Source organism: Nocardia sp. NPDC057272 (genome assembly GCF_042668615.1).
In the GTDB taxonomy this organism is placed as follows: domain Bacteria; phylum Actinomycetota; class Actinomycetes; order Mycobacteriales; family Mycobacteriaceae; genus Nocardia.
Map to the genome: position 1 here is coordinate 106,376 of NZ_JBHUYK010000018.1, position 20,572 is coordinate 126,947.

The 20,572-nt window shown below is 67.3% G+C and carries 22 protein-coding genes; 14 read left to right on the top strand and 8 right to left on the bottom strand.

The features are described 5' to 3' along the window. Positions 1 to 47 precede the first annotated feature (47 nt). Genes ACFULV_RS23175 through ACFULV_RS23185 form a run of 3 tightly spaced genes read right to left on the bottom strand, consistent with a single transcriptional unit; the run spans position 48 to position 2,819 of the window. Positions 48 to 791, bottom strand: a complete 744-nt coding sequence (locus ACFULV_RS23175) for a gamma-glutamyl-gamma-aminobutyrate hydrolase family protein (protein ID WP_378659928.1) — start codon at positions 789 to 791, stop codon at positions 48 to 50. A gap of 17 nt (positions 792 to 808) precedes the next feature. Then, complete coding sequence (locus ACFULV_RS23180) at positions 809 to 2,164, bottom strand: glutamine synthetase family protein (RefSeq protein WP_378659931.1); 1,356 nt, start codon at positions 2,162 to 2,164, stop codon at positions 809 to 811. Next, positions 2,157 to 2,819 (bottom strand): hypothetical protein, encoded by a 663-nt coding sequence (locus tag ACFULV_RS23185; RefSeq protein WP_378659934.1) that lies wholly within the window; start codon positions 2,817 to 2,819, stop codon positions 2,157 to 2,159. The genes ACFULV_RS23180 and ACFULV_RS23185 overlap by 8 nt, the downstream gene beginning before the upstream one ends. A gap of 156 nt (positions 2,820 to 2,975) precedes the next feature. Here ACFULV_RS23185 and ACFULV_RS23190 point away from each other — a divergent pair, with 156 nt between their 5' ends. From ACFULV_RS23190 to ACFULV_RS23250, 13 genes are all read left to right on the top strand, one after another. Continuing rightward, positions 2,976 to 3,944 carry an alpha/beta hydrolase gene (locus ACFULV_RS23190; protein ID WP_378659936.1) on the top strand — a complete coding sequence of 323 codons (969 nt, stop codon included), beginning with the start codon at positions 2,976 to 2,978 and terminating at the stop codon, positions 3,942 to 3,944. A 34-nt stretch (positions 3,945 to 3,978) separates the two neighbouring features. Then, positions 3,979 to 5,214: a PucR family transcriptional regulator gene (locus tag ACFULV_RS23195; protein ID WP_378659939.1), complete on the top strand. Its 1,236-nt coding sequence runs from the start codon at positions 3,979 to 3,981 to the stop codon at positions 5,212 to 5,214. A 262-nt stretch (positions 5,215 to 5,476) separates the two neighbouring features. After that, a complete protein-coding gene (locus tag ACFULV_RS23200) occupies positions 5,477 to 5,971 on the top strand; it encodes a hypothetical protein (RefSeq protein WP_378659942.1) in 495 nt (164 codons plus the stop codon). Next, complete coding sequence (locus tag ACFULV_RS23205; protein WP_378659944.1) at positions 5,968 to 6,735, top strand: MlaE family ABC transporter permease; 768 nt, start codon at positions 5,968 to 5,970, stop codon at positions 6,733 to 6,735. The genes ACFULV_RS23200 and ACFULV_RS23205 overlap by 4 nt, the downstream gene beginning before the upstream one ends. Then, positions 6,735 to 7,556, top strand: a complete 822-nt coding sequence (locus ACFULV_RS23210; protein ID WP_378659947.1) for an ABC transporter permease — start codon at positions 6,735 to 6,737, stop codon at positions 7,554 to 7,556. The genes ACFULV_RS23205 and ACFULV_RS23210 overlap by 1 nt, the downstream gene beginning before the upstream one ends. After that, on the top strand, positions 7,553 to 8,740 hold the full coding sequence (locus ACFULV_RS23215; RefSeq protein ID WP_378659949.1) for an MCE family protein: 1,188 nt from the start codon (positions 7,553 to 7,555) through the stop codon (positions 8,738 to 8,740). Before ACFULV_RS23210 ends, ACFULV_RS23215 begins: the two co-directional genes overlap by 4 nt. Next, positions 8,737 to 9,753, top strand: a complete 1,017-nt coding sequence (locus ACFULV_RS23220; RefSeq protein WP_378659951.1) for an MCE family protein — start codon at positions 8,737 to 8,739, stop codon at positions 9,751 to 9,753. The genes ACFULV_RS23215 and ACFULV_RS23220 overlap by 4 nt, the downstream gene beginning before the upstream one ends. After that, positions 9,735 to 10,790: an MCE family protein gene (locus tag ACFULV_RS23225; RefSeq protein WP_378659953.1), complete on the top strand. Its 1,056-nt coding sequence runs from the start codon at positions 9,735 to 9,737 to the stop codon at positions 10,788 to 10,790. Before ACFULV_RS23220 ends, ACFULV_RS23225 begins: the two co-directional genes overlap by 19 nt. Continuing rightward, positions 10,787 to 12,085 carry an MCE family protein gene (locus ACFULV_RS23230; RefSeq protein WP_378659956.1) on the top strand — a complete coding sequence of 433 codons (1,299 nt, stop codon included), beginning with the start codon at positions 10,787 to 10,789 and terminating at the stop codon, positions 12,083 to 12,085. Before ACFULV_RS23225 ends, ACFULV_RS23230 begins: the two co-directional genes overlap by 4 nt. Continuing rightward, the gene (locus tag ACFULV_RS23235) at positions 12,082 to 13,209 is read left to right on the top strand and encodes an MCE family protein (protein ID WP_378659959.1); all 1,128 of its coding nucleotides are present in this window, start codon (positions 12,082 to 12,084) and stop codon (positions 13,207 to 13,209) included. Before ACFULV_RS23230 ends, ACFULV_RS23235 begins: the two co-directional genes overlap by 4 nt. Next, the gene (locus tag ACFULV_RS23240) at positions 13,209 to 14,411 is read left to right on the top strand and encodes an MCE family protein (RefSeq protein WP_378659962.1); all 1,203 of its coding nucleotides are present in this window, start codon (positions 13,209 to 13,211) and stop codon (positions 14,409 to 14,411) included. The genes ACFULV_RS23235 and ACFULV_RS23240 overlap by 1 nt, the downstream gene beginning before the upstream one ends. A 1-nt stretch (position 14,412) precedes the next feature. Next, the gene (locus ACFULV_RS23245) at positions 14,413 to 14,904 is read left to right on the top strand and encodes a hypothetical protein (RefSeq protein ID WP_378659965.1); all 492 of its coding nucleotides are present in this window, start codon (positions 14,413 to 14,415) and stop codon (positions 14,902 to 14,904) included. A gap of 56 nt (positions 14,905 to 14,960) precedes the next feature. Beyond that, complete coding sequence (locus ACFULV_RS23250) at positions 14,961 to 15,467, top strand: twin-arginine translocation pathway signal (protein ID WP_378659966.1); 507 nt, start codon at positions 14,961 to 14,963, stop codon at positions 15,465 to 15,467. Between the two features lie 222 nt (positions 15,468 to 15,689). Here the strand turns inward: ACFULV_RS23250 and ACFULV_RS23255 are convergent, their stop codons facing one another. The 4 genes from ACFULV_RS23255 to ACFULV_RS23270 form a co-directional block, all read right to left on the bottom strand. Further along, entirely contained in the window at positions 15,690 to 16,142 is a 453-nt protein-coding gene (locus tag ACFULV_RS23255) for a MaoC family dehydratase (protein WP_378659968.1), read from the bottom strand. Next, entirely contained in the window at positions 16,139 to 16,894 is a 756-nt protein-coding gene (gene fabG, locus ACFULV_RS23260; RefSeq protein ID WP_378659970.1) for a 3-oxoacyl-ACP reductase FabG, read from the bottom strand. Before fabG ends, ACFULV_RS23255 begins: the two co-directional genes overlap by 4 nt. 123 nt (positions 16,895 to 17,017) lie before the next feature. After that, positions 17,018 to 17,773, bottom strand: coding sequence for an SDR family oxidoreductase (locus ACFULV_RS23265; RefSeq protein WP_378659973.1), 756 nt, complete (start codon positions 17,771 to 17,773; stop codon positions 17,018 to 17,020). After that, positions 17,770 to 18,990, bottom strand: coding sequence for an acetyl-CoA C-acetyltransferase (locus ACFULV_RS23270; RefSeq protein ID WP_378659976.1), 1,221 nt, complete (start codon positions 18,988 to 18,990; stop codon positions 17,770 to 17,772). Before ACFULV_RS23270 ends, ACFULV_RS23265 begins: the two co-directional genes overlap by 4 nt. Before the next feature lie 146 nt (positions 18,991 to 19,136). Between ACFULV_RS23270 and ACFULV_RS23275 the strand changes: the two genes are divergently transcribed. Beyond that, positions 19,137 to 19,730, top strand: a complete 594-nt coding sequence (locus ACFULV_RS23275; RefSeq protein ID WP_378659978.1) for a TetR/AcrR family transcriptional regulator — start codon at positions 19,137 to 19,139, stop codon at positions 19,728 to 19,730. A 20-nt stretch (positions 19,731 to 19,750) separates the two neighbouring features. On the opposite strand, the gene phaZ is transcribed toward ACFULV_RS23275, so the two are convergent. Continuing rightward, positions 19,751 to 20,569, bottom strand: a complete 819-nt coding sequence (gene phaZ, locus ACFULV_RS23280; RefSeq protein WP_378659981.1) for a poly(3-hydroxyalkanoate) depolymerase — start codon at positions 20,567 to 20,569, stop codon at positions 19,751 to 19,753. Between the last annotated feature and the right edge of the window lie 3 nt (positions 20,570 to 20,572).

The window sequence follows — 20,572 nt, forward strand, 5'->3', positions numbered from 1 at the left end:
GTGGCCGCCACCGGAACAGGTAGCGGCCACGGTCATTTCCGCTTCGATCAGCGCCGCTCGGCGGCCCCTTCGACCAGCCAACGCAACGCGCCGTCATCGGTGGCCATCCACTCGGGATGCCACTGCACCCCGAGCACAGCGGCGCCGGGAAGCTCGACCGACTCGACGACACCGTCAATGGTGCGACCGGTCACCACCAGCCCGTCCCCGCAGACGTCGATCGCCTGGTGGTGCCACGAATTGGTCACCAGCCGGTCGCCGAACACCTTCTGGGCGGTCGTCCCGGCGTCGAAAGTGACGGCGTGCTCGGGATCGCCGTCCGACAGCGGCCCCGCCGACATGAGGTGGTTGATCGGCCCGACCGGCAGGTCGGGAATCAACGTGCCACCGAGGCTCACGTTGAGCACCTGCATGCCGCGGCACACGCCGAGCAGCGGGATCTGCCGCTCCAGCGCAACCCGGGTCAGCGCGATCTCGAACTCGTCCCGGCCGCGGTCGTGGACCGAGGGATCAGCGAGCGGATCGATCTCGCCCACCACCGACTCGTCGCCGCCCCAGCAGCTCGGATGCACGTCCTGCCCGCCGGTGATCACGACACCGGACAACCAGTCACCCAGCGCGACTGGATCGGCGTCATAGGGCAGCATCACCGGCACGCCGCCCGCACGCGTGATCCGCTCCGCGAAATCGGAGAAGAAGGCATCGGTGAAACGCTGGCCGTACGCCGGGTGAGAGCCCTTGACCAGCTCCATCCTGAACCGTCGCCCGGTCAGACCGATCAGGGGCTTCACCCGAGTGGAGCCCCCTGTCACGGGAACTCGAAGTAGCGTGTGGACTCCCACTCCGACAGCTCGGCGAACGGGTCACCGCCTGCGGTGTGGAACTGCATCCACTCCCAGCGCCGCGTACCGACCCAATAGTCGACGAACTCGTCACCGAGCTGCTCACGCAGGATCAGATCCGCCTCGAGTGCGGCGGCGGCCTTGGTGATGGTGTCGGGCAGTCGTTCGAGGTCGGGGGCGCACCACGCCATATCACTGACCGGATCCGCGGGTTCGAGTTCGCCGTCGATTCCGGCGATCACACCGGCGAGAATCGTGGCGACCGCGAGGTACAGGTTGGAGTCGGCGCCGGGAACGCGGTACTCGAGGCGAGAGTAGGCCGGATGACCGCACACAGCGCGCACCGCGGTGGTCTTGTTGGCGATGCCCCAGGTCACCGTCGTCGGTGGTCCGCTCAGGTCGACCAGCCGCCGGAAAGAGGTGATCTGCGGAAGCATGACCGACGTCGCGCCACGCATCGTCGCGAGCAACCCGCCGACCGCGTGCCGCATCGTGTTTGACGGCCCGTCGGGGGCGTAGAACGCATTGCCGCCGTCGCGCTGCAGCGACAGGTTGACGTGCGAGGCCTGGCCGTAGCCGGCGGTCGGCTTGGCCATGAAAGTCACGGTGCGACCGAGCTCGAAGGCCACCTCGCGCATCACCTGCCGGGCGCGAGCCCAGTTATCGCACACCGAGATCGGGTCGCCGGGAACCAGATTCAGTTCGACCTGACCGGCCGCGTCCTCGTCGCTCCACGCGTCCCACTCGATACCGATCTGCTCGAGCCGGCGGACGACGGCCGACATGTAGTCGACCCAGTCCTTCGACTTCGCGAGGTTGAGGGCGGTGCCCGCGGATCCGCCGAGCGGGGTGAGGTCGCGGTAGCCCTTCGCCCTGGCCTCGTGGACGGACTCCTGGAACACGGTGGCCTCGATCTCGACCGCGACGGTGGCGGTGAAACCACGGGTGGCGAGCCGGTCGACCAGCTTGCGAGCCAGGTTGCGCGGACAGGTACCGACCGGGGTGCCGTCGGCCTGCCAGTAGTCACCGATTACGGCCTGCAGACCCGGCGCCCAGTTCACCAGTGTCGACATATCGGGCCGCAACTGCAGGTCGGCGATGTGCCCACGCCAGGAGGGGTAAGCGAAGCCCATGGTCGGCGCATTGCCGAGGTCGAGGCCGAACAGGAGGTCGGCCATCGCGAAACCCGAATCGGCGCTCGCGGCGAACTTCCTCGGCGCGATGTTCTTACCGTGGAAGGTGCCGTCATGGTTGGTCGACTCGATCCGGACCGTGTGCACATCGGGCTCGAGAAACGTTGCGGTGGTGGCAGTTTCAGACATCGTAACGAACCTTCCAGGATGCGGCGACCAGCACGGACAGCTGCGCGAGTGTGCCGCGCACGCCGAGCAGGCCGGTGGACAGGGCGGCGAGCAGATCTACCCCGCCGGTGAAGACAGCGGCCAGCAGATCCGGCGGGCCCGCGATGACGTAGTGGGTCTCCCCCTCGCCCGCGACGACCTGCTCCAGACCGTCGGGACCCTCGATGACGGCGATCAGCATGTCGGGGATGCCGGGGACCGTCCTGACCGCCTCCCAGAAGCTCACCGCGGCGGTCTTCCAGTCCGGAAGCGGCGGCGACAGCAGCGCGGTGGCCACAGCTACGAGCTCGGGCGAGCCGGCGGGCTCGCCGACCGGGGCGAAGAACTGGTTCAGGTCGACAGTCACGTCGAGGTCGGGCTCGACGAACACACCGCCCGACACCGCGATCGCGCCGTCGGCGATGGTGATCGTGGCCGCCTGCGGGGTGTCGTGCGAACGGATCGCGATCGCGCCGGTCAGCCCGGCGGGCAGGAGGGAACTGTCAGCGCGGAGAGAGTCGGCGACGGTCCGACCGATCAGCCGGACGATCGGACTTGCGTCGTCCTCGATCCGGATGTCGACCCCGCCGACCGCGTCAGCCCCGCGCGTCGCGGGACCGATCGTCGTTTCGGTCATCATGTTGTCCTTTCGATGCGACGAGATCGTGTGCGCGGTACACCGTCGACAGCGGATCCCAAATGGAACGTGAACTTCTAGTCAATTGTCTGGATCACGTGACTATGATGGTGAGGCACAGATCACTTCTTGTCAACGAGTAGCGAGGATTTGCCCATGAACGACGCCCCCTCCTGGTGGCATCTGCTCGACGACCAGGCTGCGGCAGTAGCCGAAGTTCTCGGCCATGTCCTACAGAAATCACTGTCTGAGCTGGGCCCCGAGCAGGCCCGCGCGCTGGTGGACTCACCTCCGTCTACCGATCCGATCACGGCGCTCGAGCGAGTTGATCAATTGACTGTGAACACGCGAGCGGGTTCGATCGAGGCTCGCCTGTACAGCGCGTGCAATGCCACCGAGACCAGTGCCGCGCCCGCGCTGGTCTATCTGCACGGCGGCGGTTTCGTGCTGGGAACCCTGAACGGCGCCGACGAGCTGTGCCGCGCGATCGCCGCTGGATCCGGCTGGACGGTCGTCTCACTCGAATACCGCTTGGCGCCGGAGAACCCGTACCCGGCGGCATTGGAAGACTGCGTCGACGCCTACGCCTGGCTGCTCCGATCAGCGCCCGAACTGGGTATCGACCCGGGTCGGATCGCGATCGGCGGCGACTCCGCGGGCGGCAATCTCGCCGCCGCTCTGTGCCTGTATCGCCGAGAGGAGGGCAGCGCCTTGCCCATCGCGCAGGTGCTCGCCTACCCCGCCGTAGACGATACGTTCACCAGACCGTCGTGGTCGGATTTCGCCGACGCGCCGCTGCTCGGCGCCGCGGAGGGACGCTGGTTCTGGGAGCAGTACGTCGGGGCCGGCCACCCCGGCGGCGACCCACTCGCCGCGCCGATGCGTGCGGAGTCGTTGCACGGACTACCACCCGCGCTGGTCATTACCGCGGAGGTCGACCCGATCCGCGACGACGCCGAGGCCTACGCACAGCGGCTGCGCGAGGCGGGCATCCCGGTGTCATCGACCAGGTATCCCGGGGTCTTCCACGGCTTCTTCACCGAGGTCACGGTGTTCGTGCAGGCCGAGCAAGCAATCGCTGAGGTGTGCCAGTACCTGCGCAGGATCGGCGAGGACATCGATTAGCGGGATCCAGCAGGGGGACAACGTCCTTCGACCGGTGGCCCTGGAAATGGGCCACCGGATGGAGGCATTCGTCGCCGATCTGATGACCTCGGCGCGCTCGGAGCTGCCCGAGCTCACCGAGGACGAGCGGATGGCAGCTCTGCTCGAGGCAAGCATCGTCGAGGACGTGATCGCGGCGATCAACTTCCTCGGCGATGCGGTCGGCGAATCCGATATCCGGCTGCCCGCGGCGGTGCTGTCGTTTCTGCGGGTGCTCGCGCAACGGGATGTCTCGATCACCGTGGTGATCCGCGCCTACCGGATGGCACACACCGACTTCGTCGATCAGGCGATGCGATTCGCCCTCACCCTCGGTCCGGACGTGAGTGCACCGACCATCATCGCGCTGGTCAACCGCACCGCGCTGTGGATCGATCGCATGCTCGAACAGGTCAGTGAAGCGTACGAGGAAGAGCGGGACCGGTGGGTGAGCAGCCGTAGCGGGCTGCGCCGACAGTGGGTCGATACGCTGCTGACCGGCTCGGGCGCCGAGGTCCGCCATGCCGAGCAAGCTCTGGGGTATCGGCTCGACACGTTCCATCTCGCGGTTGCGGTATGGCTCGACGAGTCGGTGTCCGACCGCGACGCGGTGACGCAATTCGACGAGACGCGCACGCTGCTGGCCAAGCAGTTCGGCGCTACGGGCCCGCCGCTGATGGTGCCCGCCGACGAGCACGAGGTCGAGGTGTGGGTTCCGCTGCGCCGCGGTGGGCCGCTCGATCTCGAGGCGATGGAATCGGTGCTCGCCGAACAGGGGCTGGATGTCCGATTGGCGCTCGGCGACGCCGAGCACGGCGGCAGTGGTTTCCGGCGTTCACATCGGCAAGCCACTCGCGCGCGGCGGGTGGCCCTCGCCTGCGCGGCGAGCCACCGGCGGGTCGTCGCCTATGCCCAGATCACGCCGCTCGCCCTGATGACCGAGGACATGGACGCACTGCGCGGGTTCGTGCGCCGCACGCTCGGTGAGCTGGCGGCCGACGACGAGCGAGACGCCTGGCTGCGGGAAACGCTGCTGACATTCCTGTCGTGCGGCCGCAGCTACACCGCCACGGCGGACGCGATGCATCTGCACCGCAATACGATTCAGTATCGCCTCCAGCAGGCCGCGGAGCGATTGGGTCATCCGCCCGAAGATCCAGCGGTCGCACCGGACATCCAGCTCGCGTTGCAGGCCTGCCAGTGGCTCGGCGCGAGCGTACTGAGCGGGAGCGAGGACCAGCCGACCTCTTAGTGCACGGTGCACTAACGCGGGCTCGAGGTTGGTGCAGTCGGCATATGGTCCAGCTCACAAACATTACCTACTGTGACATGCGATACGTCGAAACCGGCGGGTGCGAGGGCTGGGTCAGTGGACCGGCAGCCGATTCCCCGCCGACCGATCGACGTCGCCGAGCAAGCAACCTTCGTCCCGAATTCTCTTGCGCGCCAAGGTTTCGTTCTCTCCGCTCGATCCCCTGTCCCGCGCGTTGCCGCCCGATCGCGAGGAAAACGTAGTGCTGATACCGAGCAGCCATGTCCTGACCCGACACGGCACCGACCCACGAACCGGCGCGCCCGCCGGGATCGCCCGAGCGCTGGGAGATCCCTGGTTCGTCCGTGGCGCCGGATGCGCGGCGGTGATGGTGTCGGTCCGGGTGCTCGTCGGTGCCCTGCTCGATTTGGGGCCACAGCACGGTGCGTACTTCCGTGGCGCGGGCGCCTTTGTCGTCGTCGCGACAGCGGCGACATGGGGCGCGTGGGATGGCCGACGGGCCGACCGGATTTCCGGTACCGACCCGACGCTGCGCTGGCTGACGGCAGGTGTGTTCGCCGGAGTCGCTGCCGGAGCAGGTGCGCTATTTCTCGCGCGGTGTGGGGCTCCGGTCTATGGGATCGGCTCGGTGCTGTTCGAACTCACCGCGGGCGCGGCCTGGACATTGCTCCTCGTCTTCGTCGCCGCGGCGGCAGGCAAGAGCGCCACGACCGGAAAGAAATGGCGGACCCGATGACGAATCCTGTTGCGCGCCCGTTGACTCTGCTCGGCGAGTTCTTCGCCATGTCGGCCGACGCGTTCCGTGGCATGGCGGTGTGGCCGTTCCAATGGCGCGAGTTCATCGGCCAGTGCTGGTTCATCGTGCGGGTGTCGTTGCTGCCGACGTTGCTCGTCGCGCTGCCGTTCACCGCGTTGATCAGCTTCACCTTCAATATTCTCGCCGCCGAATTCGGTTCCTCGGATGTGGCGGGCGCCGGTGCCACGCTCGGCGCGGTGACCCAGGTGGGACCCGTGGTAACGGTGCTGGTGGTCGCGGGTGCCGGGGCAACGGCCATCTGCGCCGATCTCGGCTCGCGCACCATCCGCGAGGAGATCGACGCGATGGAAGTGCTCGGCATCGACCCGATCGTGCGGCTGGTCTCCCCGCGTGTGCTGGCTTCGACGCTGGTGGCGCTGCTACTGAACGCATTGGTGTGCGCGATCGGGATCGTCGGCAGCTTCATCTTCTCGGTGTTCTTCCAGAACGTGACACCCGGCGCGTTCGTCGACGGAATTCCGTTGCTCACCGGGATTCCTGAGTTGGTGATCTCCGAGGTCAAGGCCGCCTCGTTCGGGCTCATCGCGGCCCTGATCGCGTGCTACCGGGGCCTGACCGTCAAGGGCGGCGCGAAGAGCGTGGGACAGGCAGTCAACGAAACGGTCGTCTACGCGTTCATGGCGCTGTTTCTCGTCAACGTCGTGACGACCGCCATCGGTATCAAGATGACAGCAGGTAGATGATGACGGTCGTCGAAATATCAGGAGCGAAGAGAACGCTCGACGAGGTCGGCAGGCAAGCGGTCTTCTACCGCGACGCCATCCTCGAAATCCCGTTCGCCGTCCGGCGTTTCCGCCGCGAGACGCTGCGCTTGATCGCCGAGGTCGCACTCGGCTCCGGAGCGCTGGCGCTGATCGGTGGCACGGTTGTGATCTGCGGTTTCCTGACATTGTCCGCCGGTGCGGTCGTCGCACTGCAGGGATACGCGTCTCTGGGTGACATCGGTGTCGAGGCGTTGACGGGATTCTTCGCGGCATATGTGAATGTCCGCATCGCCGCGCCGTCGATCGCCGGCGTCGGACTCGCCGCGACCATCGGCGCGGGCGCGACCGCGCAATTGGGCGCCATGCGGATTTCGGAGGAGATCGACGCACTGGAAGTGATCGGCGTGCGGTCGGTGCCGTATCTCGCCTCGACCCGCATCGTGGCGGGGATGATCGCGATCGTTCCCGTGTACGGGGTGGCGGTCGTCGCGTCGTTCCTGGCCAGCCGCATGGTGACGGTCGTCGTGTGGGGTCAATCCGGCGGCGTCTACGACCACTACTTCCGGTCGTTCCTGGTACCGACCGACCTGCTGTGGTCATTTCTGCAAGCGATTCTGATGGGACTGGTCGTCATGCTGATCCACACCTACTTCGGGTACACCGCCTCGGGCGGGCCCGCCGGAGTCGGTGAGGCCGTCGGACGCGCGGTGCGCGCGTCACTGGCCGCCGTCGTCTTCGTCACCCTTGCCGTCTCCCTGGCCGTCTACGGCGTGTCGGGCAACTTCCACTTCGCCGGATGAGGCGCCGATCGCCGCGGCGCGGACCACGCGAGCCGCACTACACCTTCGACGGCGTGGTGTTCCTGTCCGTGCTGGCCGTTGTGGCCGTCTTCGTCGCGCTGCAGTTCCGCGGGACATTCGTGCGCAGCGTCGATGTCATGCTGCTGACGCCACGCTCGGGCCTGAGTCTGGAACCGGGCGCGCGCGTGAAGATGCTCGACGTGCAGATCGGCCGGATCGCGAAGGTCGAGGAAACCGACGGCTACGCCCGGGTCGAATTGCAACTGTTCCCCGATCAGGTCGGCGCGGTGCCCGAGAATGTGGAGGCCACGATCGACTCGACCTCCGTCTTCGGCGCCAAGTACGTCAATCTCGTTCGGCCGCAGCAGCCTTCCTCGCGCCATATCAACGCCGGCGACACCATCGATGCCCGCGAGATCACGCCCGAACTGAACTCCCTGTTCGAGCGGTTGACAACTGTGCTGCGCGCGGTATCCCCCCAGGATCTCAACGCCACCCTCACCGCCCTGGCCGACGCCGTGCGCGACCGCGGGACGCAGATCGGCGGCACACTCGAGCGCGCCGATTCCTACCTGAGCGCGCTACGGCCGAGTTTGGAGCACCTGCAACGCGACCTCGTGGTCACCGCAGACGTCGCGCACCTCTACGCTGACGCGGCACCGAGCCTGCTCGATACCGTCGAATCGCTGACCACCACCGGATCGACGATCGTCGAGCAGGCCGACGACCTGGACCGGTTCCTGCTCGCCGCCGTCGATTTCGGTGCCTCCGGGAACACGCTGCTGAACCACAACCGGGCCGCGATTGCCGGCCTGCTACGGGAACTGGTGCCGACCACCGGGCTGCTCGGCGACTATTCGCCCGAATTCCCCTGCTTCTTCCAAGGTTTGGACGAGGCACGGGCCGCGGTCGAGACCGCGATCGGCGGCACCGTTCCCGGAATCAACGTCAGCGGAACGGTGCTGGCGGGTGAGGCGCCCTATCAGAACCCGGGCAACCTGCCGAAGGTCGCGGCCGGTGGCGGACCCCGTTGTGGACGCCTGCCCTCGGTGAATCCCGCCGACGGACCCGCGCCCTACGTCGTCACCGACACCGGGGTGAACCCGTTCGCGCCGGACGGCAAACCAGCCCAGCTCAACGTGCTCGACTTCCTGCTCTACGGCATCCCAGGAGGATCGCGATGACCAAGACCACGGTCAAATTCGGGATCTTCGGCGTCGCCATGATTTTCGTCCTGGTGATGCTGATCCTGGTGCTCGGCCGGATCCGGCTCGACAGCCGGACACCGTACGAGGCGATCTTCGCCGACGCCTCAGGGCTCACCTCGGGACAGGAGGTGCGGATCGCGGGGGTCGATGTGGGGCGCGTGCACGCTGTCGACCTGGACGGGCGCCAAGCCCACGTCGAGTTCGACGTGATGGACAACGTGCGGATCACCGAGAACGCGACCCTGCAGGTGCGGTACCAGAACCTGCTCGGCGATCGCTATCTCGAGATCACCAACGGTACGGCGAAATCCGAGGCGATGCCCGAAGACGGGGTCTTCCCCGTCGAACAGACGAAACCCGCGCTCGATATCGACGCGCTGCTCGGCGGGCTCGCACCGTTGACCAGATCGCTGGAACCCGAACAGATCGACCAGCTCTCGGGCGACCTGTTGCGGGTACTGCAGGGTCAGGGCGGCAGCATCACCGGCATCCTGCAGCAGGTCGCTGTGCTGACCGACCAGTTGGCCGATCGGGACGCGCTGATCGGCGCCGCGATCACCGAACTGGGCACCACGCTGGAGTCGATCGGCAACGACAGCGGTGCGTTGTCGACCATCATCGACCAGCTCCAGCAACTGGTGACCCGGCTGTCGAACCAGAGCGTGCCGATCGCCGACGCATTGGCCCACCTCGACGACGGCTCGGCCACTCTCGCCGACCTGCTGCTCGACGACCGCCCCGCCCTCCACGGCGTGGTCGCCGAAACACACCGGGCGGCAACAACTCTCGATGACGGCAGCGAACAGATCGAATCGGTGCTCACCGAACTGCCCGAAGCCTACCGGCGCCTGAGCCGCCTCGGCTCCTACGGCAGCTTCTTCAACTTCTACCTGTGCTCGGTGTCGGTCCGCGTCGACGGGCCGGGCGGTGCGCCGATCGTGGCGAAACTCGTGCAGCAGGAACAGGGCAGGTGTGTGACCCCACAATGATCAGCTACGACAGATACCAGAGCACGCGGGCCGGAATCATCGGTGCCGCTGTCATTCTCGCCGGGGTTGTCGCGGTGTCCAATTACGACGATCTCGTCTTCCTCGACGCCGATCACGAGATCACCGCGATCTTCGCCGACGCCGGTGGCATCGAGGTCGGCGACAAGGTCGAGCTGGTCGGTGTGAACGTCGGGCAGGTCACCGACGTCGCGTTGCGGGGCACCGATGTCGAGGTGACACTGTCGGTGCGCGAGGATCTCGCCCTCGGCGAGCAGCCGCGAGCGCAGATGCGTACCCGAGCGGTACTCGGCGCCAAGGCGATCGTGTTGGTGCCCAGCGACGACCCCGGCCGCTACGACCCGGACGTGCCGATCCCGCTCGAGCGCACCCGCGCGCCCTACGACCTGCCGACCGAGCTGGGCGCACTCACCGCGAATGTGGCCGACATCGACACCGATCAGCTGTCGGACGCGCTGCGTGCCACCTCGGAGGTGCTCGCGGAGTCGGCGCCCGACGTCCACACCGCACTCGACGGGGTGGCCCGGCTCTCGGACACCCTCGGATCTCGCGACGAGGCGCTGAAGGAGCTTTTGCGTCACGGTTCGACGGTGAGCGGAGTACTCGCCGAACGCCGGACGCAGCTCAACGCGCTCGTCCTGGACGGCAACACACTGTTCGCGGCAGTCGATGCCCGGCGCGCGGCACTGCACACTCTGACAACGCATCTGGCAGCGGTGGCCCAGCAGATCCGGGGGCTCATCGCGGACAACCGCGAGCAGCTGGGACCGGCACTCGAGCGGGTGAACCGGGTGCTGGATCTGCTCGAACGGCACCGGAGCTCACTGGAGGCCGCGATCCCCGGACTGGCGACCTATGCCAGGACACTCAACGAAGCACTCGGCAGCGGCCCGTTCTTCCAGGCCTACATCACCAATCTGCTACCCGGCCAGTACGTTCAGCCGTTCGTCGACGCCGCGCTCGGCGACGGCCGCGTACCGACCCCACCCGCCGAGCCCCCGACGGAGGGACCACGATGAGGATGAACCGCCGAACTCTTTCCCTTGCCGCGGCCGCGGCGATCCTCGCGTTCCTGGCCTTGCTCAGCTACGTCATCGTCCCGAAGCTGTCACAGCGCTCGGTCACGGCGTACTTCCCCGCCGCGGTCGGCCTGTTTCCCGGGGATTCCGTGCGGATCCTCGGCGTCGACGTGGGCAGGGTTGAGCGGATCGACCCGGAAGGCACCCGGGTGGCCGTCCGGATGAGACTGGACCGCCGGTGGGATCTGCCCGCCGACGCGCAGGCGGTGATCGTGGCACCGACGCTGGTGACCACCCGATTCGTCCAGCTCACTCCCGCCTATTCCGGCGGCCCGGTGCTCCCCGACGGTGGGGTGATCCCGCAAGAGCGCACCGCCATGCCCGTGGAATGGGACGTCGTCAAAGACCAGCTCACCCGGCTCACCCAGACCCTCGGACCACGCGCCGACGGCACCGAGCCCGCCACGGGCACGCTCGGCGAGCTCGTCGGGAACGCCGCGGACAGTGCGCGCGGCAACGGGGCGACCCTGCACGACACCCTCGACAAGCTCGCCCGCACGACCACCGCGCTGTCGGACGGGCGCACCGACCTGTTCTCGATGGTGCGGAATCTGTCGATGCTGGTCGACGCGCTGTCGCAGAGCCACGAGCAGATCGTGCAGTTCAACGGTCATCTGGCCTCGGTGACCCAGCTGCTCGGCACGAGCGAGACCACGCTCGGCGACGTGGTGGCCGAACTCGACGGTGCGGTGCTCGATATCGGGCAATTCGTCCGGGACAACAAACAAGCGCTGGGGGCCACGGTCGACGGGCTCGGCGCGGCCACCCAGGCGCTGGTGGACAAGCGTCGTGACCTCGAACAGGTCTTCCACATCGTCCCGACGACCCTGGTCAACCTGAGCAACATCTACCAGCCGGCGCAGAACTCGCTGACCTCGGCGACGGTGCTCACCAATACCGCCAATCCGGTCCAGTTCCTCTGCGGCGCGATCGCGGGCGCGGGCGGACAGGGCGCACAGGAAGCGACCGATCTATGCATCCATTACCTCGGCCCCGTGCTGAAAACCCTGGCCTTCAACCACATTCCGCTCGGGACCGTGGTCGGCAACACCGTCGGCGCCCTGCCCGATCAGATCGTCTACAGCGAACCCGGACTGGCGGAACCGGCCGCGAACAGCACGGAGCCCGCGGCGCCGACAGCGCCACCGGCCCCACCCGCGACCGGTGGGCTGCCCGGTCTGCTGCTGCCCGGCTTGCCGCCACTGTCGACGCCGTTCGGGACCGGTCCCCGATGACCGGCCGCGTGCGCACCGTGCTCGCCCTCGCGAGCGGGCTCGCGGCGACCACGCTGCTGTCGAGCTGCGGATGGACCGGGCCCAACCAGTTCGCCCTGCCCGGCGCGGCAGGCGGTGGTGACGGGGCATGGGAGGTGCAGATCGAGCTGCCCGACGTGACGACGCTGACCGAGAACGCGCGGGTACGCGTCGGTGACGTGAATGTCGGCACCGTCCGCCGGATCGAGGTCGACGGCGATCACGCCCTGCTCACCGTCTCCCTCGACGAGCAGGTGCGCTTGCCCGCCAACGCCACAGCCAAGATCGGTTCGACGAGCCTGCTCGGTTCCGCCCACGTGGAACTGCTCGCCCCACCCGAGCCGAGGGGCGAACTTCGCGACGGTGACCGCATTCCGCTCGATCGCGGCGGTGCCTACCCGACTACCGAACAGACCCTCTCGACGCTGTCGTTCCTGCTCAACGGCGGTGGCATCGGCAAGCTGGAGGAGATCAACCGCGAAGTGACGCTTGCCCTGTCCGGGCGCGCGGACGTGGTGCGCAACCTGCTGACCAATGTGGAGGACTTCACCACCCGGCTCAACGCGCAACGCGACGACCTCATCCGCGCACTCGAGGGCATCGACCGGTTCGCCCAGATCGTCGCCGACGACCGTCAGGTGGTGGAAAACGGGGTAGCCACCCTGGCCCCCGCGCTGAGCACCTTGAACGAACAGCGCGACGACCTGGCCGCCGCACTGCTGGCGATCGGCGACTTCGCCGACGCCGCGAACCAGGTGATCACCGGCAGCCGCGCCGAACTCGACGCAAATCTGCGCGCACTAGAGCCGTCCCTGCGCGGGCTGGCGGACGCGGGTCCTGCGTTGCCGTCGTCGCTGTCGTTCCTCGGGACCATCCCGTTCCCGCTCAACACCTACCGGAACGCGATGCAGGGTGATTTCGCGAACTTGTTCCTGAATCTCGACCTGACCACCGCGCGGATGGACCGGGCGTTGCTCACCGGAACTCCCGCGGCCGGTCAGCTCGCCTCGCTCGGCGGGTTGATCGGCCAATTGCCCCCGCTCCCACCGACTTCGGGCAACCCGCTGATCACCCCGCTGAACCCGCCGAGCCGAGGAGGAAACTGATGCTCCTCACGAAATTCGTCCGCTACCAGCTCGGCGCGTTCGCGATCATCACGGTCGTCGTCGTCAGCTGGATCCTCGTCTCTTATCTGCGGGTGCCTGCGATGCTCGGAATCGGCCGCAGCACAGTCGAACTCGCGCTCCCCTCGGGCGCCGGGCTGTACCCGAAATCGAACGTGACCTACCGCGGTGTCCACGCGGGCGTCGTGCACAGCTTGCGCATCGACGCGGACACCGTCGTCGTCACGATGCACCTCGACGCCGGCCTCGACATCCCCAAGACCGACCTGCGCGCCGAGGTGCACAGCCGGTCGGCGATCGGCGAACAGTACATCGAGCTGTTGCCACAGACGGATTCGGCGCCCTACCTCGCCGACGGTGACCGCATCGACAGCACCCGGCTGCCGACGCCGACGGCGCACATGGTCGACGCGCTCGATGCCGCACTGGGCGATATCCCCCGCGAAGATCTGCAGACGGTGATCACCGAGAGCGGTGTCGCGTTTCGCAACTCCGGTCCCGATCTGCAGCAGATCCTCGACGGCCTGAACAACGTGCTCGACGAGGGTCACCGCCATCTCGCACCGACCCTGCACCTGATCGACAATGCCGGTGCCCTGCTGGACACCCAGGCGGCCGCGGGCGACGACATCCGGGCGTGGACGGGGTATCTCGGTTCGATCACCGGTTCCCTGGCCGCCAACGACACCCACGTGGGCGCGCTGCTGGCCGACGGCCAGGAGGCGGGAACCCAGGCGGCCGACCTGTTCGGCCGGATCACCCCGACCCTGCCCCGCGCCCTGGGGAACCTGCAGTCGGTTGCCGAGGTCCTGCGGATCTACAACATGAGCCTCGAACAGATCCTCGTGGTCTACCCGCCCCTGGCCGCGATGGCGCAGAGCATCGTCAAAGGCTCCGAACCCGGCATGGCCAACCTCGACTTCAACCTGAACGTCAACGCGCCCCCGCCGTGTCTGACCGGTTTCGTGCCACCCGATCAGCGCCGGTCACCGAGCGAGTCGTCGGTGATCGACAGCCCTACACCCAACTACTGCGGTGTCGCGCCGGTCGAACCCTATGTGCCACGCGGCGCCCGCAACATGCCGTGCATGGAGAACCCGGGGGTGCGAGCTCCCGATGTCGACTCCTGTCGCGCGGGCGGTACGGCACCGCTCGGTACGAATCCCTGGATCGGAGGTCCGTAACATGATCAAAGCAGCCAAGACCGCTGCCTTCCCACTCGTCCTGGTCGCGGTCGCGGTAATTTTCGCCGTGCTCGCGGTGGTCCAGTTCGACGGGCACCGGACCGCGCAAGCCGCGCGCGCCGAGGACGCCGCGATTCTCAGGGCCGCGAATTCCGGTGTGAACGCCATGCTTTCGGTGCGGGAGCGCTCCGCCGCGGAGGATGTGCGCGCCGTCCTCGACCATTCGACGGGCGCGTTCGCCAAGGACTTCGAAGCGAGGTCGAGTTCGTTCGTCTCTGTCGTCCAGGCGGCGAAGGTCGTCACACAGGGGCAGGTGGTCGCCGCCGGAATCGAGTCCCGCGACGGCGATTCCGCGACGGTGATCGTGGCGGCGTCGTCCACGGTCAGCAACGCCGCGGGCGCGGCGAACGAGAGCCGTAGCTGGCGGCTGCGCGTGACGATGACCGAACACGAAGGGACTTACAAGATGTCGAAGGTGGATTTCGTCGCATGAACACCGAAGAGTTGCCACCCGAGACCGACGAAACGACCGAATCACTCTCGGCGCCAATGGGTTCTGATTCATCGACGCGGCGCGGGCCCACCAGGCTGGCAATCGCGGTCGCGCTCGCTGTCACGGCGGCGACCGCCTGGACGTACCTGTTCTTTGCTGTCCGAGCCGAGGACCGGGCGCTGGCACCGGACCGACAGCAGGCAGCCGTCGATGCCGCCGCCGACGCGACGGTCGCCATCCTCACCTACAAGGCCGACACCGTCGATACCGACCTCGACGCCGCGAACAAGTTCCTCACCGGTACCTTCGCGGACTACTACCGCACGTTCACCCGTGACGTCGTCGCCCCGGCGGCCAAGGAGAAGAAGATCAGCACCACCGCCACCGTGACGGGTAAGGGAATCGCCGAGTTCGACGAGAGTCGTGCCGTCGCAGTGGTTTTCGTCAATCAGCAGACGACGCTGGCGCCGCACCCCGAACCCACTCCCACCACGACCACGGTCCGCGTCGAACTGGAACGTCACGGCGACCACTGGCTCGTCTCGAAATTCGACCCCGCATGAGTCCCTACTCCACCGAGGACACCCATCCATGATCATCGACCTCGTCGACCCCATCGAAACCCTCGTCAAGGCAATCGCCTATCTACTGTTCCGCGGTCATCTGCCCCCGCAGTAGCGCACTCGAGCACGGCGCGGATCGCTGTGCCCGAAATCGTTTTGGCGAGAAGGTTTCCCAGGACGGTGACGCGGCCAGCGCGGCGGCGGTCACCGTCCAGGTTTCCGTCAGGCCACCACGAGGCTGAGCGATTCGACCACGCAGACCGGCTTGTCGCCGCCCTCGCGCTCGATCACGACCTCGGCGGTGACCAAATGTCCCGCGGCGCCCGCGGCCACCGAGACCAGCTCGACCCCGGCGCGCACCTTCGAGTCCACCGGCACCGGCGCGGGGAAGCGCAGCTTGTTGGAGCCGTAGTTGACCGCCATCTTCACGCCGTCGACCCGATACACCTGCGCGACCAGCAGCGGAACCAGCGACAGGGTCAGGTAGCCGTGCGCGATGGTGGTGCCGAACGGCCCGTTCGCCGCCTTCTCGGTGTCGATGTGGATCCACTGGTGATCACCGGTCGCGTCGGCGAAGGCGTTGATCTGCGACTGGGTGATGGTGTGCCATTCCGAGTAGCCGACATGGGACCCGGCCGCGGCTTCGAGCTCGGTGACGCCCTGAAATATCCTCATGCCTTCGGTCCTCCCGCCACGTAGAGCACCTGTCCGGAAACGAAACCGGCGCCCTCGCTGACGAAGAACGAGACCGCGTGCGCGATATCGTCGGGCACGCCGGTGCGCGCCACCGGGATCTCAGCCGCGGCCCCGGCCTTGAAGTCCTCGAACGAGACACCGACGCGCGCGGCCGTCGCCGCGGTCATCTCGGTTTCGATGAAACCGGGCGCGATCGCGTTCGCCGTGATGCCGAACTTGCCGAGTTCGAAGGCGAGGGTCTTGGTGAATCCCTGCAGCCCGGCCTTGGCGGCCGCGTAGTTGGCCTGTCCGCGGTTGCCGAGTGCCGAGGTGCTCGACAGGTTGACAATGCGACCGAAACCGCCTGCGGTCATGTGCTTCTGGACCGCGCGGGTCATCAGGAACGATCCGCGCAGGTGCACGTTCATCACCGTGTCCCAGTCGTCGGCGGTCATCCGGAACAGCAGGTTGTCGCGCAGAACACCCGCGTTGTTGACCAGCACGGTGGGCGCGCCGAGTTCGGCGGTGGCCCGCTCGACTGCGGCTTCCACGGCCGTCTCGTCGGCTACGTCGGCGCCGATAGCGATCGCGCGTCCTCCTGCGGCTTCGATCTCCGCTACCACCGGTTTGCCCGCGGCTTCGTCGAGATCGATGACGGCGACGGCAAATCCATCGGCCGCCAGTCGGCGGGCCACGGCCGCACCGATGCCTCGGGCCGCACCAGTGACGATCGCGGTGTTTGGGGTACTCATCGGTTCACTCCTGGGCATATTGACGTCAGCTCCGGGCTGAGTAGTTGAACTGTCTTCTTCCGCTCGGGATGGTCGGGTCTCCAGCGTGCGGAGAGCTACGCCGACCGCTTCCCAGTCGGGCATTCAGACGCCGCCGGTCAGCGTCACGCCACCGTCGACGACAAGCAGCTGGCCGGTGATCCAGGCGGCGTCGGCGGAGAGCAGGAACGCCACGGCGCCTGCGATGTCCTCGGGCACTCCGAGCCGCTTCAGCGGGTAGGTATCGGCGACTTCCTGTTCGCGGCCCTCGTAGAGCGCGGTGGCGAACTTGGTCTTCACCACTGCGGGTGCCACCGCATTGACCCGGATATTCGGGCCGAGCTCGACGGCCAATTCCTGGGTGATGTAGGTCAGCATCGCTTTGCTGGCGCCGTAGAAGCCGATGCCCGGCGCGGGCCGGACGCCGGCGACCGAGGAAACGTTCACAATGGCGCCACCGTGCTCGTCCATCCACGCCTTGTGCACCTGCTGAGCCCACGACAGCGCGGCGAGGCAGTTGACTTCGATGATCTTGCGGGCTGCCTGGAGATCTATCTCGATCATCGGCCCGTATACCGGGTTGATTCCGGTGTTGTTGATCAGCAGGTCGACACTGCCGAACGCTTCGATCGCCCGAGCCACGGCATCGGCCTGATGATCGGCGTCATCGGCGCGGCCCGCCACACCGAGCGCGTGCGCGGCGCCGCCCAGCTGCAGCACCGCCTCGTCCAGGGCTTCTTGTTTGCGGGCGGTGATGACGACCTTCGCGCCGTCGTGGACCAGTCGCTGCGCGATGCCGAGGCCGATGCCGCGGCTCGCACCGGTGACGATCGCGGTCTTGCCCGCGAATCGGCCGGTCACGACAGACGCTCCAGCACCATCGCCATGCCCTGGCCGCCGCCGACGCACATAGTCTCGAGGCCGAACTGCTTGTCGTGGTAGCGAAGTGAGTTGATCAAGGTACTGGTGATCCGCGCACCGGTCATGCCGAACGGGTGCCCTACCGCGATCGCGCCGCCGTTGATATTGAGCTTGTCCTCGGGGATGCCGAGCTCGCGGGCCGAGCCGATCACCTGCACCGCGAAGGCCTCGTTGATCTCCACCAGGTCGATGTCATCGATGGTGAGACCGGCCCGCAGCAGCGCCTTTTTCGACGCTTCGATCGGGCCCAGGCCCATGACCTCGGGCGAGAGCGCCGAGACACCGGTGCTGACGACCCGAGCCAACGGCGTGAGCCCGAGCTCCTCGGCTCGCGCGTCGGACATGATGATCAGGGCGGCCGCGCCGTCGTTGAGCGAGCAGCAGTTGCCTGCGGTGACCGTGCCGTCGGGCCGGAACACCGGCTTCAGCTGGCTCACCGCCTCCAGCGTGACGCCCGAACGCGGGCCGTCGTCGGCGCTGACCACGGTCCCATCGGGCAGCGTGACCGAAGTGATGTCGGTGGCCCAGAAACCGTTCGCGATGGCCTTTTCGGCCAGGTTCTGTGAACGGACGCCGAAGGCGTCCTGCTCTGCACGGGTGATCCCGGTGAGCTGGGCGACGTTCTCGGCGGTCTGGCCCATGGCTATATACACGTCGGGCCGCACACCGTTGATTCGCGGGTCGGCCCAGGACGCGGCGCCACCGGCGGCGCGTTCGGCGGTGCGAGCGACCGCGTCGGCGAAAATCGGGTTCTGGGTGTCGGGCAGGCCGTCGGCGTTGCCCTTGGCGAAACGGCTCACCGTCTCGACGCCCGCCGAGATGAAGACGTCGCCCTCACCTGCCTTGATGGCGTGCAGCGCCATGCGAGTGGTCTGCAGGCTCGACGAACAGTAGCGGTTGACGGTGGTACCGGGAACGGTATCGAGCCCGGCTGCCACAGCGACGGCGCGGGCCATGTTGAAGCCCGACTCCCCTGCGGGCTGCCCACAGCCGAGGACCAGATCCTCGATCTGGGTCGGGTCGAGGTTCGGCACCTGAGCCAGGGCGGCCCGCACCATCTGGACGGTCAGGTCGTCAGGACGCATGTCCTTGAGCGAGCCCTTGCCCGCACGGCCGATCGGGGAACGGGCGGCGGCGACGATCACAGCTTCCGGCATCGAAACTCCTCAATAAGTAAGCGCTTGCTTAGTTAGCGATAGTGCAGCCCGCCCGGATCGCCGTCAATAGGCGATCATTCCCTGTTAGCCACATCACACAGCCCGTGACGAATGCCGTCTCGCGGAAGCGAGATAATGGCGATCCCATGACCGACACAACCGAATCCCGCAGCGACTCGACCCGCGCGCGTCTGCTGGAAGCCGCCCTCGCAGCGTTCGCGGAGAAGGGCTTCAACGGGACCACGACGCGCGACATCGCCGCGTCCGCTGGTATGAGCCCGGCCGCGGTCTATGTGCACTACAAATCCAAAGAGGAACTGCTGCACCTGATCTCCCGATCGGGGCACGAGGCGACGCTCGAGCTGGTTCAGAAGGCGGCCGCATCGTCGAGCGATCCACGAACCGCATTACGCAACGTGGTCCTCGATTTCGCTGCGCATCACGCCCGCGGCCACACCAGCGCCCGCGTCGTGAACTACGAGCTGAATTCCCTGAGCCTCGAACACCAGACCGAGATCCGCGCCATCCGTCATCGGATCGATCGGACCATGCGCGAACTCGTCGAGCGAGGCAACGAATCAGGAGTCTTCGACGCCCCCGACGCGCGGATCGCGGGTGTCGCCCTACTCTCCCTCGGCATCGATATCGCCCGCTGGTATCGCGACGATGGTGACTGGTCGCCCGAAGACATCGCCGCCGCCTACGCCGAGATGGCGTTGCGCATCGTCGGCGCCGAGTGAGCGAACCGACACCGGGCCGATCAGCTCGAACGCGGCGCCGGACGCAGGAACTCGGCCACTCGCGGTCCCAGGTCATCGGCCTGGGTGACGAGGCCGAGATGACCGTCCGGGTAGATGTGCAGGGTCGACCGAGGCATCAGGCGGTGCATGATCTTCGCGTTGATCACCGGCACGATCGGGTCATCGCCGCCGGCGAGGATCAGCGTGGGCTGCCGAATCAGCGGCAGAAACGGCAGGCTGGACCACCCCGCGCCCGCGAGCAACTGCAGCGAGTAGCCGAGCCCGGACGCCCGGCCGGAGTGGCTGAACAGGATCTCCTCCGCGAGCCCTGGCTCCGCGCGCAGGCGTCCCCCGTAGATCGTCGCAGCGATCGCTGCCGCGTAGGCGGGGTCGCGGTATCGGCGCGGCGTGATCATCTTGCTCAGCACGCGGGGATGGGCCGGGATCATCAGCGAGCCGGTCGCGGTGGCGACGAGCACCAGTCGACGGCACCGCCGCGGATGCTGGAGGGCGAACTGCTGAGCGAGGCCGCCGCCCCACGAGATGCCGAGTACGTCGACCTCGCCGTATCCCAAGTCGTCGAGGACTTCGCCGAGCAGACAGGCCAGAGTCGCGAAGTTGTAAGGCACGCGCGGCAATTCGGAACCGCCGATTCCGGGCGGATCGAATCGGATCACGGGGATCGCCGGGTCGAGCCGGTCGAGAAAGGGCGCCAACAGCTCCAGCTTCGCACCGATCCCGTTGCACATCAGCAGCGGGCGGCCGTGTCCCCTGCGCACCGCCACACGCAGGCGCCGTCCGCTGATCCTCAATCGCCGAACGGTTTCGACCTCGACCACGTG

Bases quoted from the DNA above. Each gene is read 5' to 3' on its own strand.
- ACFULV_RS23270 (WP_378659976.1), bottom strand. From the start codon at position 18,990: ATGCCGGAAGCTGTGATCGTCGCCGCCGCCCGTTCCCCGATCGGCCGT.
- ACFULV_RS23185 (WP_378659934.1), bottom strand. From the start codon at position 2,819: ATGACCGAAACGACGATCGGTCCCGCGACGCGCGGGGCTGACGCGGTC.
- ACFULV_RS23215 (WP_378659949.1), top strand. From the start codon at position 7,553: ATGAGGCGCCGATCGCCGCGGCGCGGACCACGCGAGCCGCACTACACC.
- ACFULV_RS23245 (WP_378659965.1), top strand. From the start codon at position 14,413: ATGATCAAAGCAGCCAAGACCGCTGCCTTCCCACTCGTCCTGGTCGCG.
- ACFULV_RS23220 (WP_378659951.1), top strand. From the start codon at position 8,737: ATGACCAAGACCACGGTCAAATTCGGGATCTTCGGCGTCGCCATGATT.
- ACFULV_RS23230 (WP_378659956.1), top strand. From the start codon at position 10,787: ATGAGGATGAACCGCCGAACTCTTTCCCTTGCCGCGGCCGCGGCGATC.
- ACFULV_RS23240 (WP_378659962.1), top strand. From the start codon at position 13,209: ATGCTCCTCACGAAATTCGTCCGCTACCAGCTCGGCGCGTTCGCGATC.
- fabG (WP_378659970.1), bottom strand. From the start codon at position 16,894: ATGAGTACCCCAAACACCGCGATCGTCACTGGTGCGGCCCGAGGCATC.
- ACFULV_RS23250 (WP_378659966.1), top strand. From the start codon at position 14,961: ATGGGTTCTGATTCATCGACGCGGCGCGGGCCCACCAGGCTGGCAATC.
- ACFULV_RS23190 (WP_378659936.1), top strand. From the start codon at position 2,976: ATGAACGACGCCCCCTCCTGGTGGCATCTGCTCGACGACCAGGCTGCG.
- ACFULV_RS23255 (WP_378659968.1), bottom strand. From the start codon at position 16,142: ATGAGGATATTTCAGGGCGTCACCGAGCTCGAAGCCGCGGCCGGGTCC.
- ACFULV_RS23205 (WP_378659944.1), top strand. From the start codon at position 5,968: ATGACGAATCCTGTTGCGCGCCCGTTGACTCTGCTCGGCGAGTTCTTC.
- ACFULV_RS23210 (WP_378659947.1), top strand. From the start codon at position 6,735: ATGACGGTCGTCGAAATATCAGGAGCGAAGAGAACGCTCGACGAGGTC.
- ACFULV_RS23275 (WP_378659978.1), top strand. From the start codon at position 19,137: ATGACCGACACAACCGAATCCCGCAGCGACTCGACCCGCGCGCGTCTG.
- ACFULV_RS23180 (WP_378659931.1), bottom strand. From the start codon at position 2,164: ATGTCTGAAACTGCCACCACCGCAACGTTTCTCGAGCCCGATGTGCAC.
- ACFULV_RS23235 (WP_378659959.1), top strand. From the start codon at position 12,082: ATGACCGGCCGCGTGCGCACCGTGCTCGCCCTCGCGAGCGGGCTCGCG.